This window comes from Micromonospora solifontis, from assembly GCF_003725545.1.
Classification (GTDB): Bacteria; Actinomycetota; Actinomycetes; order Mycobacteriales; family Micromonosporaceae; genus Micromonospora; species Micromonospora solifontis.
Genome location: NZ_RJLN01000094.1, coordinates 1 through 18,058, shown reverse-complemented (window position 1 = coordinate 18,058; position 18,058 = coordinate 1). Strand labels below are relative to the sequence as shown.

The window sequence follows — 18,058 nt, the reverse complement described above, 5'->3', positions numbered from 1 at the left end:
GTCTCGGCGTTGGCGGCCGCCCGGCCCCGACGGGCCCGGGTGCGACCCTCGGTCGGCTCGGTGGCCGGCGCCTGCTCGGCGGGGCGGCGCTCGGTCTCGGCCCGCTCCTCGCGTACCTCGGCGTGCACCTCTTCCCGGGCGGTCGCGGCCGCGGCCGCGACCTCGGCCCGTGGTCGAGGGGTCCCGGCGGCGGCGCCGCCCTGCCGCTCGGTGATCGCGCTGATCAGCTCGCCCTTACGCATGCGAGCCGTACCGGAGATACCGAGCGACGCGGCCAGGCTCTGGAGCTCTGGCAGCAGCATCGCCGACAGGCCGGTACCACTGCGCCGGCGACGCGTAGGGGCGGCGGTGGTGGCATCGCCAGCGACGTTGGAAACATCCGACGTCACGTCGGTGGTGTCGCTCAATGGATTCCTTCCCTCGATAGGCCGGGACTGCCCGGAGTCGTGGAACAGGTGGCCGGGCGGCCTCGGTGCACCCGCCTCGCATGGACGCGTCGCGGGAGTCTGTAACACAGCAGCCGGTCGGTTTCCCGACTCACCGACATCGGTGAGCAGGTCTCGCCGTCTGCGGCGACCTGTGGAAACTGCGGTGCGGCGTTGGCCTTTGGCAGGGGTGACGGGCTGACCGCCGAGAGCTTCGGGGGTGCGCCGACCCGCAGGGAGATCGCATGCTTCGCGGCTGTGCTAAGTCTAGAGCGTAATCAACTCTTCCGACCTGCGGCAACAGGGTCCCGCTCGGCGTGTCCAAGTCTACCCCGGGCAACCCGGGCACCGCTGACGTCTATCGGCAACTCCCAGCGCTGCCAATCTGTTCCCGTCTCGAAGCCCGCCGGGACCTCGGTCAACGCCAGCACGGTGGGGCCCGCCCCACTGACCACAGCCGCCACACCGGCCTCACGCAGCGCAGCGACCAGGGCCGCCGTCGCCGGCATCCCGGCGGCCCGGTAGTCCTGGTGCAGCCGGTCGACCGTGGCCGGCAGCAGCAGCGCCGGCTCCGCGGTCAGCGCGTGCACCAGCAGCGCCGCCCGGCCGGCGGTCAACGCCGCCTCGGCGTGCGGCACGGTGGCCGGCAGAGCGGCCCGGGCGACGGCGGTCAGCCCCCGCTCGCCGGGCACGAAGACGGTGGGGCGGACGGCGTCGGCGACGGCCAGGGAGACCGCCCGGGCACCTGCCGGCTCGGTCCAGGCGACCGTGAAACCGCCGAGCAGGCAGGGCGCGACATTGTCCGGATGCCCCTCGATCTCGGAGGCCAGCCGCAGCGCCGCCGCGTCGTCCAGCCGGGCCGCGCCGTCCGCCACGAGCGCCCGGGCCAGCAGCACCCCGGCCACGATGGCCGCCGAGGAGGAGCCGAGCCCACGGGCCTGCGGGATCCGGTTGACGCACTCCAGGGCCAGCCCGCGCGGCTGCCCGCCGAGCACGTCGAAGGCGGCCCGCATCGAGGTCACCACCAGGTGGGTGTCGCCGTCCGGCAGCTCCCCGGCGCCCTCCCCCGACACCACCACGCGTACGCCGCCGGTGGTCACCTCGGCCGCCACGTCGTCGTACAGCCCGAGGGCCAGCCCGAGCGCATCGAAGCCCGGACCCAGGTTCGCGCTGGTCGCGGGCACCCGGACCCGTACGGGACCGGAGGCGAAAGTCATCGGCACCGGCTCATGCTAGGGCGCTGGACCGACAGCGGGCCGCTCAGCCCGGACCGTGGGAATTGCGTGTTGGCATTAGCCTGATCCGCAACTCATCGACGGCGGGAGACGACGTGCGGATCTTCGGTTCCCCGGCGGGCCAGTTGCTCCTCCAACTGCCGACCCTCATGGTCCTGGTGACCGGGCTGGTGCTGGCGCTGGTCCACCGACGGCTGCCGCGGACCGGGCGCGGGCTGCTCCTCGGCGGGGTGGCGCTGCTGCTGCTCGCCCTGCTGCTCAACGTGGCCTGGGTGCTGACCATCACCCACGCCTACCGGACCTGGAACGGCACGGAAGCGCTCCGGTTCGGCATGGCGGTCGGGGCGCTCCAGCTCCTGCTGCACCCGGCGGGGCTGGCCCTGATCATCGCCGCCGCGCTGACCGGGCGGCGGGTCCCGAGCCCGGACGCGCCACCGTACCCGACCGGCTGGCCGGCGCCGGCCGGTGCGCCCCACCCGCCGCCGGCCGCCGTCATCCCGCCGCAGCCCACCGAGCGGCCCTGAGGCGGCCGACGGGCCGGTTTCCGACCGCGGTGGGCCGGTCAGGGTGTGGGGGCGGGGTGCTCCTCCGGCACCGGTTCGGTGAGCGAGAGCCGCCGGGTGGCGAGCCGCCAGCCCGCCGCGTAGACCACGGTGACCAGGCCGCAGCCGGCCAGGACGGTCCGCTCGTCGACCGCGTCGACCACCAGGGCCACCACCAGCTGGCTGACCGAGATGGCCAGGGTCGCCAGCATCATGTCGGTGGCGAACACCCGGCCGCGCAGCCGGTCCGGCACCTCGCCCTGCAGGGCGTAGTTGGACATCACCCAGTTGCTGCCGCCGCCGAAGTGGGCCAGGAAGACCAGCACCAGCACCAGCGGGAACCAGTCCACCACCGAGGCGCCGACGTACGCCAGGCCGTAGAGGGACATGGAGAGCGCCAGGCCGGTCAGCAGCCAGGCGCGGTTGCTCAGCACCCGGCGCATCAGGATCGGGCCGACCAGCGCCCCGGCGCCCCGGCTGGCGAAGAGCAGACCGGTACCGACCGCCCCGGCCCCGTACACCCCGGCGAGCAGCGGAAAGACGGTCAGCACGCCGTTGCCCAGGCCGACCGCCGACTTCACGGTGACCAGGGCCAGCACCCGCGGCCGGTGCGCGATGTACCCCAGCGCCTCCCGGATCGCCGCCCAGGTGCGCGGGGTCACCGCCGCCGGGTCGCGGGGCGCCTGCAACGGGCGGCGGATCAGCGCGGCCAGGCCCGCGGCCAGCACCAGCGCGCCCGCCGCCACCCAGAAGCTGACGTACGGCCCGGCGGCGGCGCTGAGCATGCCGCCGAGCGAGGCGCCGACGACCGTCATGGTGCCCCAGGCCGAGCCGGCCACGGCGTTGCCGGCCGCCAGGTCGGCCGGGTCGAGCACGTTGGGCAGGGCGGCCTGGGCGGCCGGCGAGTAGAACGCCTTCGCCACCGCCACCGCCGCGATCGACACCAGGGCCAACCAGGCCGTGCCGGCGCCGCGGACGCCGAGCAGCAGCAGGATGCCGGCCAGCGCGCCCAGGTTGGCCACCATCATGATCTTCCGCCGGTCGAACCGGTCGGCGATGGTCCCGGTGTACGGCAGCAGCAGCGCCGTCGTGCCGGTGTCCACGGCGAGCACCAGCGCGCCCCACACCCCGCTGCCGGTCAGCGCGGGCAGGAGCACCAGCAGCGGCACCATGACGAACCAGTCGGCACCGAACACCACGAGTTCGGCGAGGAAGAGATTGCGGAAGTCGCGATTGCGCACGAGGACCGAGACGGTGGGTGACACGCGGGCACCCTACCGGGCCGGTCAGACCACGACGGTGCGGCGCAGCAACTGGGAGACGGTGACGAAGGTGTAGCCGCGCGCACGCAGCCCGGTGATCATGTCCGGCAGCCCGCGGAGCGCCACGAGACGCTGCTCGGTGCCGACGTCGTGGCCGAGCAGGATCGTGCCGGGCTGGACGTCGGCGACGATCCGCCGGGCGTGGCCGGCCGGGTCGTGCGGGAACTCCCCCTCGACCATCTGCAACGACCACAGCACCAGCCGGTAGTCCAACCGGGCCGCGGCGTGCAGCACCGCCCCGCCCAGGTGCCCCCACGGCGGGCGGAGCAGGCGGGGGGCCACGCCGGTCGCCGCGACGATCGCGTCGTGGCTGCGCCGCAGATCGTCGTACGCGGCGTGGGCGTCCATCCGGGCCAGGTCGTGGTGCGCCCAGCTGTGGTTGCCGACCTCGTGCCCGGCCAGCCGGTCCCGCACCAGGGCGGCGTGCTGCCGGGCCCGCTCGCCGACCAGGAAGAAGGTGGCCGGGACCCCGTACCTCGCCAGGGTGTCCAGCACCATCGGCGTCCACCGTGGCCGGGGGCCGTCGTCGAAGGTGAGGGCGACGACGCGCTCGTCGGTGCGTACCCCCCAGGTGACCTGGACCACCCCGGCGCCGACCTGCTGGTGGCGGTTGCCCAGGGTGGCGCTGGCCGGGCCACCGCCCAGCGGGAGGCGGCGATCGGCGATCCAGGTCGTCTCCGCGGTGGCCGCGGCGCCCAGGGCGGCGCCGCCGGCCAGCAGGGCGGTACGGCGCAGCAGCGCCCGCCGTCGCCACCGACCCACGCCGTCCGCCATGCCCCCGCTCCCACGCCGCCGGCCGCCTCTACCGACACGCTACGTATGCGTCAGGCCACTCACCGTACCGCTTCCGGCCCCACCCGATGACCCCCTCCGTCGCGCCCCTCCCCGCTCGCTCACCGCGGCGGTAGCGCCCTCATTCACGGAAATAGTGGCCATCCCGCGTCGGATGGCCACTATTTCCGTGAATCTGCGGCCTCGCCGGGCTACGCCCGGGAGCCCGGGTACGGGGTCAGTCGGTGGGTGGGAGCGGGCTGCGGCGGGTCTTCGGCAGGCGGAGCACCTCGAACTGGTCCGTGCCGTCCAGCAGCGCGGCCGACGGGGCCGGACGGGCGGGGGGTGCCGCGACCGGTTCGGTGGCCGGGGCCGCACCGGCGCCGAGCGTCGCCGGGACGGGCACCGGGGTCGGGGCCGGCTCCGGGGCCGGCGGGGTGGTCGGCTCCGGCGCACCCCGACGGCGGGCCCGCCGCTCGCGCAGCGACTCCTTGGTCCGCTCCACCATCGTGTAGAGGGTCGGCACCAGGATCAGCGTGAGCAGCGTCGAGCTGAGCAGGCCACCGATCACCACGATCGCCAGCGGGCGGGAGATGAAGCCACCCTCACCGGTGAGCCCGAAGGCCATCGGCAGCAGCGCGAACACGGTGGCGACCGCGGTCATCAGGATCGGGCGCAGCCGCCGCCGGCCGCCCTCGACCACCGCCTCGGTGACGCCCATTCCCCGCGCCCGGTACTGGTTGATCAGGTCGAGCAGCACGATCGCGTTGGTCACCACGATGCCGACCAGCATGAGCACGCCGATCAGCGCGGGCACGCCCAGTGGCGTGCCGGTGGCCAGCAGCAGCGCGATCGCACCGGTGGCCGCGAACGGCACCGAGATCAGCAGGATCAGCGCCTGGGTCAGGCTGCGGAACGTACCCACCATGATCAGGAAGACGATCGCGATCGCGGCGAGCACCGCCAGCCCCAGGTCGGCGAAGGCGTCCTTCTGGTCGGCGCTGACCCCGCCGACGGTGAAGGTCGCCCCGGGCACGTCCAGCGCGTCCAGCCGCTTCTGCAGCTCCTGCGTGGTGGCGCCGAGGTTGGAGCCGGTGGCCGTACCGGTCACCGAGACGCTGCGCTCACCGTCGATCCGGGTCACCTGCTGCGGCCCGTCGACCTGGTTGACGTCGGCGATGTCGTCCAGCTTGACCGGGCCCACCGGCAGCGCGCGCAGCTCCGCGACGCTCATCGGCGGCACCGCACCGGTGCTGAGCACCACGTCGCGCGGCGCGCCGTCGAGGTTGACCTGGCCCAGCGGGGCGCCCCGGTACGCCTGCGCGACGAGCTGCCCGACGGCCGCCTCGGTGAGGCCGGCCCGCGCGGCGGCGACCCGGTCCACGGTCACCTCGACCCGGGGCACCCGGGTGGCGAGGCCGGTGGTCACGTCCTCGACGCCCGGCGTACCGGCCAGCGCGTCGCGGGCGGCCTCGGCGGCCCGGGTCAGCGTCTCCTGGTCGGCGGCCTGGACGACCACCTCGAGCTGGTTGGCGGAGGCACCGCCCTGCCCGGCGCCGAAGCTCAGCTCACCGGCCTCCGGGCCGAGGGCGTCGAACTCGCGGCGCAGCGTCCGCCGGACCGCCGCCGCGTCGGTGTCCTCGTCCAGCGCCACGGAGTACGAGGCGGTGTTGTTGCCTCCGCCGCCCGCCCAGGGCTGGTCGCTGCCGCCGACGCTGACCTGGTACGTGCGGACGCCCTCCGTCCGGGCGAGCACCGCCTCGACCTTTGCGGCGGCCTGGTCGGTGCCGGTCAGGCCGGTGCCGGCCGGCAGCTCCTGCCGGATGCTCAGGGTGTCCTGGCCGGAGTCGTCGAGGAAGTTGGTCTCCAGCTTCTGGGCCAGGCCGAAGGTGCCCAGCAGCACCAGCAGGCCCAGCGCCACGGTGATCCAGCGGGTGCCCCGGGACCGGGTGGCGAATCCGATCGCGGGCAGGTACGCGCGCTGCAACCGGCTGCGCAGCTCCTTCTCCTCGGCGGCGCGGCGGGCCACCGCGTCGTCGGCGCCGCCCCGGGGCTTCAAAAACCAGTACGCCAGCACCGGGATCACCGTCAGCGACACCAGCAGCGAGGCGAGCAGGGCCACCGTCACGGTGATCGCGAACGGCGCGAAGAGCTGCCCGACGAAGCCGCCCACCAGCGCGATCGGCGTGAACACGGCGACCGTGGTCAGCGTGGAGGCGGTGACCGCACCGGCCACCTCGCGGACCGCGCCGAGGATGGCGTCCCGCTTCGGCTCGCCGTACTCCAGGTGCCGCTTGATGTTCTCCAGCACCACGATGGAGTCGTCCACGACCCGGCCGACGGCGATGGTCAGCGCGCCGAGGGTGAGCAGGTTGAGCGAGTAGTCGCCGGCCCACAGCACGATCAACGCGACCAGCACCGACAGCGGGATGGAGACCGCGGTGACCACGGTGGAGCGGATCGAGAGCAGGAAGACCAGGATCACCACGACCGCCATCAGCAGGCCGAGCAGGCCCTCGGTGGTCAGGCTGTCGATGGACCGCTCGACGAACGGGGCCTGGTCGAAGACCACGGTCAGCTCCGCGCCGGAGGCGGCCCGCAGGTCGTCCAGCCGGTCCCGGATCTCGTGCGAGATGCGCACGGCGTTGCCGTCCGGGGTGGCGGTGACGGCGATGCCCAGGCTGGGCTTGCCGTTGGTCCGGGTGAGGCCGGTGGCCGGGGCGAGCTGCTCCTGCACGGTGGCCACGTCGCCGAGCCGGACCGGGGCGGCCGGGGCGGTGGCGAGCACGATGCCGCGCAGGTCGTCCACGGTCCGGAGCGGGGTGCCGACCTGCACCGGTAGCGACCGGCTGCCGTCCGCGACCGCGCCGGCCGGCAGCGCGACGCCGTTGGTCTTGAGCGCCTGGGCGATCGCGGTGGGGGCCAGCCGGGCCGCGGCCAGCTTCGCCGGATCGGGGGTGACCAGCACGACCCGGTCGCGGGTGCCGGTCACGTCGACCGTGCGGACGCCGTCCAGGGCCTCCAGCTCCGGTACGACCGTGGTGCGCAGCTTCTCGGCCAGCGCCTGCTCGTCCCCGGCGCCGCTGGCGGCGACCACCACCGCCGGCAGGTCGTCGGTGCTGCCGGCGATGACCTGCGGGTCCACCCCCTCGGGAAGCTGGGCGTCGATCCGGTTCAAAGCGGTCTGCATCTTGTTGACCACGTCATCCAGGTCGGTGCCGAACTCGTACTGCACCTGGACGGTGGTGGAGCCCTCCCGGGAGGTGGAGGTGACCTTGTCCAGCCCCGGGATGCCCTGGAGGCTGTTCTCGATCGGCTCCGTGACCTGGGACTCGACGATCTCCGGCGCGGCGCCCGGGTACGCCGCCACGATGAACGCGGCGGGAAACTCCAGGGACGGCAGCAGCTGCTGCTTCAGCGACGGCACGGCGAACGCCCCGAACGCCGCGGTCACCAGCGCGATGAGGGCGACCAGTCCGCGGTTGGCAAGGCTGAATCTGGCGAGCAGCGACATCTGCGTTACTCACTCCTGGAGAGGGGTCGACGGGTGCCCAAAGTCTCCCCCACCCGATCACGCTCCCACGCACCCACCCCGCCCCACCGGCCAGCCCCCGTCGATCATGAGGTTAGCCGGCGAGAAAGCGCTTCCCCACGCCGCTAACTTCATGATCAACGCCGCGAGCGGTAGGGCCCGGGGGGGGTGGGGTGGGGGGGTGGGGGTTAGGCGAGGTCTAGGGAGCGGGCGGCGGCTAGGGGGTCGTTGGCGATGGTGACGGGGGCGGGGGCCGTGGAGATGGCCCACTCGGGGTCCTTGAGGCCGTGACCGGTGACCGTGCAGACCACGGTGGAGCCGGCCGGCACCTGCCCGGCGGCGGCCTGCTGGAGCAGGCCGGCCACGCTGGCCGCGCTGCCCAGCTCGACGAAGACGCCGACCTCGCGGGCCAGCAGCCGGTACGCGGCCAGGATCTCCCGGTCGGTGACCGCGGCGATCAGGCCGTCCGAGGCGTCCCGGGCGTCGAGCGCCTTGGTCCAGCTCGCCGGGTTGCCGATCCGGATCGCGGTCGCGATGGTGGACGGCTCCGGCACCATCTGCCCGGTCACGATCGGGGCGGCGCCGGCGGCCTGGAAGCCGTACATCTTCGGGGTCCGCGTGGCGTTGCCGTCGCGCAGGTCCTCCGAGTAGCCCATCCAGTAGGCCGAGATGTTGCCGGCGTTGCCGACCGGCAGGCAGTGGATGTCGGGCGCGTCACCGAGCGCCTCGACGATCTCGAAGGCGGCCGTCTTCTGCCCGTGCAGCCGGTGGATGTTGACCGAGTTGACCAGGGCGACCGGGTAGTCCTGGGCGAGCTTGCCGGCCAGCGCCAGGCAGTCGTCGAAGTTGCCCTGCACCTGGAGCAGCTTCGCGCCGTGCACCAGCGCCTGGGCCAGCTTGCCCAGCGCGATCTTGCCCTGCGGCACCAGCACGGCGCAGGTGATCCCGGCCCGGGCCGCGTACGCGGCGGCGGAGGCGCTGGTGTTGCCGGTGGAGGCGCAGATGATCGCCTTGTCACCGGCCTCGACGGCCTTGGAGACGGCGACCGTCATGCCCCGGTCCTTGAACGAGCCGGTCGGGTTGGCCCCCTCGACCTTGAGCCAGACGTCGGCCCCCACCCGGGCGGAGAGCACCGGCGCCGGCAGCAGCGGGGTGTTCCCCTCGTGCAGGGTGACGACCGGGGTGGCGTCGGTGACCGGCAGCCGGCCCCGGTACGTCTCGATCAGTCCCCGCCACATGTCGCTCACCTCGACCTTCCCGCCCCGCTCTCCCCGGGGCCCGCACCAGCGTGGACCAGACTCCCGGACCGGTCGCCGGCACACCCCCCCTTAACCATCAGGCGGGACGCGAGGCTACGCCCCGCCCTCGACCCGCAGCACGCTGGTCACCGAGCGGACGATCGGCAGCCCGCGCAGCTCCTGGACGGTCGCGGCGAGCGCGGCGTCCGGCGCGACGTGGGTGACGATGACCAGCTCGGCGTCCTCGCCCCGGCCGGCGGGGCCGCCCCCGGCCGGGCCCTGCCGCACCGTGGCGATGGAGACCTCGTGCCGGGCGAAGACCCCGGCGACCGCCTCCAGCACACCCGGCCGGTCGGTCACGTCCAGGCTGATGTGGTAGCGGGTGAGCGCCTCACCCATCGGCCGCACCGGCAGGTCCGCGTACGCCGACTCGCTGGCCGCGTGCACGCCGGCGAGGCGGTTGCGGGCCACCGCCACCACGTCGCCGAGGACGGCGCTGGCGGTCGGCGCCCCGCCCGCGCCCCGGCCGTAGAACATCAGCTGCCCGGCCGCCTCGGCCTCGACGAAGACCGCGTTGAACGCGTCACCGACGCTCGCCAGCGGATGGGTCAGCGGGATCATCGCCGGGTGCACCCGGACGCTGACCGTCTCGCGGCCGGCCGCGTCGGCGCCCCGGGCGGCGATGCAGAGCAGCTTGATGGTGCAGCCCATCGCCTTGGCGCTGGCCACGTCGGCGGCGGTCACCTCGGTGATCCCCTCGCGGTACACGTCGGCCGCGGTGACCCGGGTGTGGAACGCCAGCGAGGCCAGGATGGCGGCCTTGGCGGCGGCGTCGAAGCCCTCCACGTCGGCCGTCGGGTCCGCCTCGGCGTACCCCAGCTCGGTGGCCTCCTCCAGGGCCTCGGCGAAGCCGGCGCCGGTGGCGTCCATGGCGGAGAGGATGAAGTTGGTGGTGCCGTTGACGATGCCGGTGACCCGGTTGATCCGGTCCCCGTGCAGCGACTCGCGCAGCGGGCGCAGCAGCGGGATGGCCCCGGCGACGCTGGCCTCGTAGTAGAGGTCGGCGCCGCCCTCGGCGGCCGCGTCGTGCAGGGTGGCGCCGTCCTCGGCCAGCAGCGCCTTGTTCGCGGTGACCACGCTCTTGCCGGCGCGCAGCGCCTCGACCAGCCAGCCGCGGGCCGGCTCTATCCCGCCGACCACCTCGACCACGATGTCCACGTCGTCCCGCTTGATCAGCCCGAGCGGGTCGGTGGTGAACAGGGCGGGGTCGACCGGCAGGTCGCCACGGTCGCGGCCGAGCCGGCGTACGGCGATGCCGGCGATCTCCAGCGGAGCGCCGATCCGGGCGGCGAGGTCGGCCGACTGCTCGTGCAGCAGGCGTACCACGTCGCTGCCGACCGTGCCGCAGCCGAGCAGAGCCAAGCGAACAGGTGAGGTCATCCGACGTCCAATGCGAGCAGGTCCTCTTCGGTCTCCCGGCGGACGATCAGCCGGGCCCGACCGTCGCGGACGGCGACGACCGGGGGCCGCGGGACATGGTTGTAGTTGCTGGCCATGCTCCGGCAGTAGGCGCCGGTGCCGGGCACCGCGACAAGATCTCCGGGCTGCACGTCAGCGGGCAGGAATTCATCCTTCACCACGATGTCCCCGGACTCACAATGCTTTCCCACCACGCGGGCGAGCAGCGGCTCCGCCGTCGAGGTGCGGTTGGCCACGGTCGCCGAATAGGACGCGTCGTAGAGCGCGGTGCGGATGTTGTCGCTCATCCCGCCGTCGACGCTCACGTACGTCCGCAGGCCGTCGACGTCCTTGACCGTGCCGACCTCGTAGAGGGTGAACACGGCCGGCCCGACGATGGCCCGGCCCGGCTCGATGGACAGGTGCGGCACGGCCAGCTTCTCCGCGGCGCACTCCCCGTCGACGATCTTGCGCAGCCGCTTGGCCAGGTCGTGCGGCGCGGCCGGGTCGTCCTGCGTGGTGTACGCGATGCCGAAGCCGCCGCCCAGGTCCAGCTCGGGCAGCTCCACGCCCCGGGCGTCGCGGATCTGCGCCTGCAGGCCGAGCACCCGGCGGGCGGAGACCTCGAAGCCGCTGGCGTCGAAGATCTGCGAGCCGATGTGCGAGTGCAGCCCGCGCAGCTCCAGCACGTCCTCGTCGAGGATCTTGAAGGCGGCCGCCGCGGCCGCCCCGCCGGCCAGCGAGAAGCCGAACTTCTGGTCCTCGTGCGCGGTGGCGATGAACTCGTGGGTGTGCGCCTCCACGCCGACGGTGACCCGGATCAGCACCTTCGGGCGTACCCCACGCTCGCGGGCGATCGCGGTCAGCCGGTCGATCTCGGCGAACGAGTCGACGATGATCCGGCCCACCCCGGCGTCCACCGCCCGGGTCAGCTCGGCCACCGACTTGTTGTTGCCGTGGAAGCCGATCCGCGCGGGCTCCATCCCCGCCGACAGCGCGGTGGCCAGCTCGCCGCCGGTGCAGACGTCGAGGAACATGCCCTCCTCGGCGATCATCCGGACCACCGCCCGGCAGAGGAACGCCTTGCCGGCGTAGTAGACGTCGGCGTCCGGGAAGGCGGCCCGGAACTCGCGGCAGCGCGAGCGCAGGTCGTCCTCGTCCAGCACGTACACCGGGGTGCCGTACTCCGCGGCCAGGTCGCGGACGTCCAGGCCCGCGACCGTCAGCGCCCCGCCGTCGGCGCGCGCCACGTTGCGCGGCCAGAGCTGCGGGACCAGGGCGTTGACGTCGGCCGGGGTACGCAGCCAGGCGGGCCCCCGGTGGCCGATCTCGCCGTGCAGAGCACCGGCCTCGTGCGCGCGCATCGGGATTACATCCTTTCCGGAGCGGAGACGCCGAGCAGGCGCAGGCCGTTGGCGATGACCACCCGGGTGGCGTCGTTGAGCCAGAGCCGGGCCCGGTGCAGGTCGGTGACCTCCTCCTCGCCGCGCGGCAGGATCCGGCAGTTGTCGTAGAACCGGTGGTACGCCCCGGCCAGCCGCTCCAGGTAGCGGGCGACCAGGTGCGGCCCGCGCAGCTCGGCCGCCGAGGACACCACGGCGGGGAACTCGGCGAGCGCCTTGAGCAGCTCGTTCTCCTTCTCGTGGGAGAGCAGCTCGGCGTGGAAGTCGGCGCCGTCACCCCGGGTCAGCCCCACCTCGGCGGCGTTGCGCCCGACGCTGGCCGTCCGGGCGGCGACGTACTGCACGTAGTAGACCGGGTTGTCGCGGGTGGCCCGGGTCCACAGCTCCACGTCGATGTCGATCGGCGAGTCGCTGGAGTAGCGGGCCAGCGCGTAGCGGGACGCGTCCACGCCGATCGCGTCGACCAGGTCCTCCAGGGTGACCACGGTGCCGGCCCGCTTGCTCATCCGTACCGGGGCGCCGTCGCGGACCAGGTTGACCAGCTGGCCGATGAGGATCTCCAGGTTGCGCTCCGGGTCGTCGCCGAAGCAGGCGGCCATCGCCTTCATCCGGCCGATGTAGCCGTGGTGGTCGGCGCCCAGCATGATCACCACGCGCTCGAAGCCGCGCTCGCGCTTGTCCAGGTAGTAGGCGCAGTCGGCGGCGAAGTAGGTCCACTCGCCGTTGGACTTGCGCAGCACCCGGTCCTTGTCGTCACCGAAGTCGGTGGTGCGCAGCCAGGTCGCGCCCTCGGACTCGAAGAGGTGGCCCTGCTCGCGCAGCCGGGCGAGGGCCTGGTCCAGCTCGCCCCGGTCGTGCAGGTCCTTCTCGTTGAAGTAGGTGTCGAACTCGACGCCGAAGTCGCGCAGCGACGACTTGATCTCGGCGAACATCAGCGCGACGCCCTCGACCCGGAACACCTCCTGGGCCGCGGCGTCGTCCAGCTCCCGCACGTCCGGCCGGCGCTGGACCACCTCGGCCGCGATCTCGGCGATGTACGCCCCGCCGTAGCCGTCCTCCGGCGCCGGCTCGCCCTTCGCGGCGGCCAGCAGGGACCGGGCGAACCGGTCGATCTGGGAGCCCGCGTCGTTGAAGTAGTATTCCGTGCCCACGTCGGCGCCGGTGGCGCGGAGCAGCCGGCTGAGCGCGTCACCGACGGCCGCCCAGCGGACGCCGCCGATGTGCACCGGGCCGGTCGGGTTCGCCGAGACGAACTCCAGGTTGATCTTCTGGCCGGCGAGGGCCTCGCTGCGGCCGTACTCCGGGCCGGCCTCGACGATCACCTTGGCCAGCTGGCCGGCGGCGGCCGCGTCCAGCCGGATGTTGAGGAAGCCCGGCCCGGCGATCTCCACCGACTTGATCCCGGGGGCTTTGCCGAGCTGCTCGGCCAGGGCGGCGGCCAGCTCCCGCGGCGGCACCCCCACCTTCTTGCTGAGCTGCAGCGCCAGCGTCGAGGCGTAGTCGCCGTGATCGGGGTTGCGGGGGCGCTCCACGGCGGTCTGCGCGGGCAGCGCGGAGCGGTCCAGGCCCCGGTCTTCGAAGACGGCGTGGGCTGCGGCGAGGACGACCTCGGCGAGTTCTGCGGGAGTCACCGAACCATGTTATCGGGGGTAGACTCCGTACCCGCGGCGGCGACCAGGATGTGAACCGGCCCCGCGCCTCCCTTGACCGACCGACCTGACGAGGCACGATGAGCATCAGCACCCCGGGCGGCCCGGAGCGCCGTCCGACCGTGGTCAGCACCGGCAAGAAGCCGGCCGCCGGCCGGCCGGCGGCTGCCGACAAGCCCGCCGGCGGCAAGGGCGGGTCCGGCAAGGGCACCCCGCGGCAGACGTCGGGCGGCAAGGGCCGCAAGCCGGTCGCCCCGGTGAAGGTCAGCCAGGGTCGCTCATGGGGTCCGATCGCCCTCTTCGTCGCGGTGGGTGTGCTGGCCGCCGGCATCGTCGGGTGGGGTGCCTGGGCGGTGTACAAGGGCTCCCAGCCGTGGGAGGAGCGGGCCGACTCGATCAAGGGCGTCGTCGACTACCGCAAGACCAACAAGGACATGGTCAAGGGCGGCCAGCACCAGCAGGGCTCGATCAAGTACGAGGTGCTCCCGCCGGTCGGCGGCCCGCACAACCCGGCCTGGCAGAACTGCATGGGCGACGTCTACACCGCCCCGATCGCCAACGAGCACGCGGTGCACAGCCTGGAGCACGGCACGGTCTGGATCACCTACCGGCCCGACCTGCCCGCCGACCAGGTGGCCAAGCTCAAGGCCAAGGTCGAGGGCAAGGAGAAGCTGATGCTCAGCCCGTACGAGGGGCTGGACAAGCCGATCTCGCTCCAGGCCTGGGGCTTCCAACTCAAGGTCGACAACGCCGACGACAGCCGGATCGACGAGTTCATCAAGACGCTGCGGGTGAACGCCTCCATCGAGGGGCCCAACGCCAACTGCGCCCAGGGCGTCACCGCCACCGGCACCACCCCGCGGGACATGGGCAACCAGATGGACCAGCCGGTCACCCAGTGAGGACGGGCCGATGACTGCTTCCGTGACCACGGACACCGACCTCGACGAGGTCCCGGCCGGCGACGGCCGGGCCCCGGCGCCGCGCTACGGGCTGCTCGCCCTCGCGCTCGCCGTCGTGGTCGGCCTCCTCCTCGGGTACGCGGGCGGCCTGCTCACCCCGACCCTCACCCGCCCCGGGGACAACTCGGCGGAGGCGGGCTTCGCCCGGGACATGAGCACCCACCACGCCCAGGCGGTGGAGATGGGGCTGATGGCCTTCCAACAGGGTCAGGACGCGGAGGTACGGCAGATCGGCGGCGACATCGCCACCGGGCAGCAGGGCGAGATCGGCACCATGCAGACCTGGCTGCGCTCCTGGAAGCTGGACCCCACCGGTGACCGGCCGGCGATGGCCTGGATGCCGGACGGCACGGCGCTGGTGAAGGACGGGTTGATGCCGGGCATGGCCACGCCGGAGGAGATGACGAAGCTGCGCGCCGCCAAGGGCCGCGACTTCGACATCCTCTTCCTGCAGATGATGATCCGGCACCACATCGGCGGGGTGCACATGATCGAGGGCGTCCTCGACCAGGGGCACGACAAGGACGTGCTGGCGGTCGCGCAGGTCATGAAGAACACCCAGCAGACCGACCTGACCAACCTCCAGGCGGCGCTCAAGCGCCTGGGCGGCACCCTGTAGTCCCTGCTCGGACGAAGGGCCCGCGTCGTGCGCGACGCGGGCCCTTCGCACGTCCGGCCGCCGCCGGGCCCGTTATGACCTGTTATAACGATTTGAGCAGTTCGACCCTTTGAGTGGCTTGGGGACTTTTCTCCCCACATATCGTGACCAGTTGCGATTCGGGCTCGTTGCGCAGGACGTGGGGGTTGCACTCAGAGACGCAGGGCGGTCGGTGACCAGCTGGTGCCGACGCCACACCATCGGCGGTGACGGAGCGGTGGCAGCCGTCCGTCGCGGACTGCGGCAGGGCGAGTCGGGAACGCTCAGCCGCGAACAGGAACTCGAACTGATCGACGTGCTGCGGGGCGTCCACCCGGACGAGTTCGGCCTGGACGAGGAGCTCTGGACGCGACAGAGCCTGACCACCCTCATCCAGCGCCGGTTCGACCTGACCATGGACGCCGGCACGGTCGGGGCGTACCTGCGGGCCTGGGGGTTGGGTCCGCGCGAGCCCCGGGAACGGGCCTGCGGCCTCTGCGTCGGCGCGGTGGAGCGGTGGGTACGCAGCGAGTACCCGTCGATCACCCGGGCCGCCCAGGAGCACGCCGCGGAGGTCTACTGGATCGGTCGGGTACGGCTGCGCGGCACCATGCCGGCGGCGGACGTGATCTCCGCGGTCTCGTCCCGGGGCCGGGTGCGCTTCATGATCACCACGCCCTCGGTGGACCCGCCGCTCCCCCGCGACTTCGTGCTGCGGCTCAGCGGCGTCGAGGAACGCACGGTGCACCTGATCGTGGACGGCTCCTGGCCGCGCAACGAGTGGCCCCGCCGGCTCCCGCGCCGTATCGTCCTGCACCCGCTGCCCAGCTGCGGCCGCCCGATGGCCGCCGCCTGATCCGTCGAAGATCGAGGAGCGGGGTGCCGATTCGGTGATCCGGGAAGGCGTTTGCTACTCTTCTCGGGTCGCTGAGCCCCCGTAGCTCAGGGGATAGAGCACCGCCCTCCGGAGGCGGGAGCGCAGGTTCGAATCCTGCCGGGGGCACAGACCGGAACCAGCCCGGGCCGATTCGGTCCGGGCTGCTTCGTATCCCGGTGATCCTCAGCCGGCCTCGCGGCGGGCCTTCGCGCGGCGCTTGCCCTCGTGCATGGCCTGCACCCGGGCCACCGGGATGGTCCGCCCCTCGGCCACCAGGTCGGCCGGCAGCCGCTGCGGCGCGGGCAGCGCCGCCGCCCACGGGTCCCGCTCGCCGAGCAACCCCGGCACCGTCCGCACGGTGAACTCGGCCGGCGTCACCGACTCCACATCGGCCCAGCCCACCGGGTACGACACCGGCGTGCCGGGCCGGATCCGCGGGCTGTACGCGGCGACCACCGTCGCCCCGTACGCCCGGGTGGAGTCCACGAAGACCCGCCCACCCCGGTCCTCGACGATGAAGGCGGTGGTGGCCAGCCCCGGGTCGAGCCGTTCGGCGTGCACGGCGAGGGCCCGGGTCGCGGCGGCCGCCTCCTCCGCGGTGGTCCCCTCCGCCACCGGCACGATCACGTGCAGCCCCTTCGCCCCGCTGGTCTTCACCGCCCCCGCCAGCCCGGCGTCGGTCAGCGCCTGGCGGACCAGCAGCGCGGCCCGCACCGCCATCCCGAACGAGTCCCCCTCCGGCGGGTCCAGGTCGAGCACCAGGTGGGAGGGATGCTCGGGGTCGCCGGCCCGGCCCAGCGTCGGGTGGTACTCCACCGCCCGCTGGTTGGCGAACCAGAGCAGGGTTCGCCGGTCGTCACAGAGGGCGTACGAGATGCGCCGATGGGAAGCCTCCGCCCACACCTCGGTGCGGCGTACCCAGTCGGGCGTGTACTTCGGCAGGTTCTTCTGCATGAACGGTTCCTGCCCGGGGCGTACCCGGAGCACCGAGAGCGGCCGGTCGCGCAGCTCGGGCAGGATCCGCGCGTGCACGGCGTCCAGGTAGTCGACCAGGTCGCGCTTGGTCGCCCCCGCCCCGTCGAAGAGCGGCTGGTCCAGATTGGTCAGCGAGACCCCGTCCCGGGTCTCGTCAGCGGCACCCATCCGCTCACCCTGCCGTCCCGGGCCACCCCGGGCAACCCGACGCGGCGGCGCGGCTCAGCAGACGAACGGGTCATCACCCGCCCGGATCGCGGCGAGCAGCTCGACGGTACGGGCGCGGGCGGCGGCGTACACGCCGGAGCCGTAGCTGACCCGGGCCACGCCGAGGGCCGCCAGCTCGACCGGGGCCGGCGCGCCGGGACGGGCCATGATGTTCACCGGGGCGTCCACCTCGGCGACGAAGGAGCGGATGTCGGCCGGGTCGGCCAGGATGATCGGGTAGACGCTGTCCGCCCCGGCGGCCAGGTAGCGGCGGGCCCGGCTGACCGCCTCGGCGAGCCGTTCCTCCGCCGGGCCGTACGCCCGCAGGTGCACGTCGACCCGGGCGTTGAGCACCAGCTCCACCCCCGCCGCCCGGGCCGCTGCCCGGATGCCGGCGAGCAGGTCGGCCTGCTCCTCGACGTCGACCAACACCCGGGTACGCGGGTCGGAGTCCTCGATGTTGCAGCCCACCGCGCCGGCCGCCAGCAGCCGCTCGACCAGCTCGGCCGGGCGCAGCCCGTACCCCCGCTCCAGGTCGGCGGTGACCGGGACGGCGACGGCCGCGGCGATCCGGCCGACCGCGGCGACCATCTCGGCCACCGGGGTGGCCTCGTTGTCGGCGTGGCCGAGCGCTTCGGCGACCGCGCCGCTGCTGGTGGCGATGGCCGGGAAACCGGCCGCGACCACCGCCCGCGCGGACCCGGGGTCCCAGGCGTTGGGCAGGATCAGCGGATCTCCCGGGCGGTGCAGCGCGCGCAGCGCGTCGGCCCGCCGGCTCAGCTCGGTCATGTGCCGATTCTCGCCGGGCCGCCGGCCGGCCCTAAG

The 18,058-nt window shown here is 73.5% G+C and carries 15 protein-coding genes and 1 tRNA gene; 5 read left to right on the top strand and 11 right to left on the bottom strand.

From position 1 onward, the window contains the following. Together EFE23_RS23690 and thrB are read right to left on the bottom strand one after the other, a co-directional pair. The coding region (locus tag EFE23_RS23690; RefSeq protein ID WP_199737198.1) for a Rho termination factor N-terminal domain-containing protein at nt 1-407 on the bottom strand (407 nt) is incomplete at its 3' end. 296 nt (nt 408-703) lie between these two features. Continuing rightward, on the bottom strand, nt 704-1,642 hold the full coding sequence (gene thrB, locus EFE23_RS23685; RefSeq protein ID WP_123243131.1) for a homoserine kinase: 939 nt from the start codon (nt 1,640-1,642) through the stop codon (nt 704-706). 113 nt (nt 1,643-1,755) lie between these two features. Here thrB and EFE23_RS23680 point away from each other — a divergent pair, with 113 nt between their 5' ends. Continuing rightward, nucleotides 1,756-2,184: a hypothetical protein gene (locus EFE23_RS23680; protein WP_123243130.1), complete on the top strand. Its 429-nt coding sequence runs from the start codon at nt 1,756-1,758 to the stop codon at nt 2,182-2,184. A gap of 38 nt (nt 2,185-2,222) precedes the next feature. Here EFE23_RS23680 and EFE23_RS23675 read toward each other — a convergent pair whose 3' ends face one another. The 7 genes from EFE23_RS23675 to argS form a co-directional block, all read right to left on the bottom strand. Then, a complete protein-coding gene (locus EFE23_RS23675) occupies nt 2,223-3,467 on the bottom strand; it encodes an MFS transporter (RefSeq protein ID WP_123243129.1) in 1,245 nt (414 codons plus the stop codon). Nucleotides 3,468-3,488: 21 nt separating this feature from the next. Then, nucleotides 3,489-4,298, bottom strand: coding sequence for a polysaccharide deacetylase family protein (locus EFE23_RS23670; protein ID WP_123243128.1), 810 nt, complete (start codon nt 4,296-4,298; stop codon nt 3,489-3,491). Nucleotides 4,299-4,533: 235 nt separating this feature from the next. After that, on the bottom strand, nt 4,534-7,809 hold the full coding sequence (locus tag EFE23_RS23665) for an efflux RND transporter permease subunit (protein WP_123243127.1): 3,276 nt from the start codon (nt 7,807-7,809) through the stop codon (nt 4,534-4,536). Between the two features lie 206 nt (nt 7,810-8,015). Then, nucleotides 8,016-9,065 carry a threonine synthase gene (gene thrC / locus EFE23_RS23660; protein ID WP_123243126.1) on the bottom strand — a complete coding sequence of 350 codons (1,050 nt, stop codon included), beginning with the start codon at nt 9,063-9,065 and terminating at the stop codon, nt 8,016-8,018. Nucleotides 9,066-9,179: 114 nt separating this feature from the next. Then, nucleotides 9,180-10,505: a homoserine dehydrogenase gene (locus EFE23_RS23655; protein ID WP_123243125.1), complete on the bottom strand. Its 1,326-nt coding sequence runs from the start codon at nt 10,503-10,505 to the stop codon at nt 9,180-9,182. Next, nucleotides 10,502-11,887, bottom strand: a complete 1,386-nt coding sequence (lysA, locus tag EFE23_RS23650) for a diaminopimelate decarboxylase (RefSeq protein WP_123243124.1) — start codon at nt 11,885-11,887, stop codon at nt 10,502-10,504. Before lysA ends, EFE23_RS23655 begins: the two co-directional genes overlap by 4 nt. A 5-nt stretch (nt 11,888-11,892) precedes the next feature. Beyond that, a complete protein-coding gene (gene argS, locus EFE23_RS23645; RefSeq protein ID WP_123243123.1) occupies nt 11,893-13,557 on the bottom strand; it encodes an arginine--tRNA ligase in 1,665 nt (554 codons plus the stop codon). Nucleotides 13,558-13,655: 98 nt separating this feature from the next. Here argS and EFE23_RS23640 point away from each other — a divergent pair, with 98 nt between their 5' ends. The 4 genes from EFE23_RS23640 to EFE23_RS23625 all read left to right on the top strand — a co-directional run bounded on the left by EFE23_RS23640 (nt 13,656) and on the right by EFE23_RS23625 (nt 16,177). Beyond that, nucleotides 13,656-14,477: a thioredoxin-like domain-containing protein gene (locus tag EFE23_RS23640; protein WP_123243122.1), complete on the top strand. Its 822-nt coding sequence runs from the start codon at nt 13,656-13,658 to the stop codon at nt 14,475-14,477. 10 nt (nt 14,478-14,487) lie between these two features. Further along, nucleotides 14,488-15,156: a DUF305 domain-containing protein gene (locus EFE23_RS23635; protein ID WP_123243121.1), complete on the top strand. Its 669-nt coding sequence runs from the start codon at nt 14,488-14,490 to the stop codon at nt 15,154-15,156. A 178-nt stretch (nt 15,157-15,334) separates the two neighbouring features. Continuing rightward, the gene (locus EFE23_RS23630; protein WP_123243120.1) at nt 15,335-16,030 is read left to right on the top strand and encodes a winged helix-turn-helix domain-containing protein; all 696 of its coding nucleotides are present in this window, start codon (nt 15,335-15,337) and stop codon (nt 16,028-16,030) included. A 75-nt stretch (nt 16,031-16,105) separates the two neighbouring features. Beyond that, nucleotides 16,106-16,177 (top strand) — tRNA-Arg (locus tag EFE23_RS23625). Nucleotides 16,178-16,234: 57 nt separating this feature from the next. Here EFE23_RS23625 and ligD read toward each other — a convergent pair. Together ligD and EFE23_RS23615 are read right to left on the bottom strand one after the other, a co-directional pair. Beyond that, nucleotides 16,235-17,194, bottom strand: a complete 960-nt coding sequence (gene ligD / locus EFE23_RS23620) for a non-homologous end-joining DNA ligase (RefSeq protein WP_123243119.1) — start codon at nt 17,192-17,194, stop codon at nt 16,235-16,237. Nucleotides 17,195-17,248: 54 nt separating this feature from the next. Beyond that, nucleotides 17,249-18,022: an isocitrate lyase/PEP mutase family protein gene (locus EFE23_RS23615; RefSeq protein ID WP_123243118.1), complete on the bottom strand. Its 774-nt coding sequence runs from the start codon at nt 18,020-18,022 to the stop codon at nt 17,249-17,251. Between the last annotated feature and the right edge of the window lie 36 nt (nt 18,023-18,058).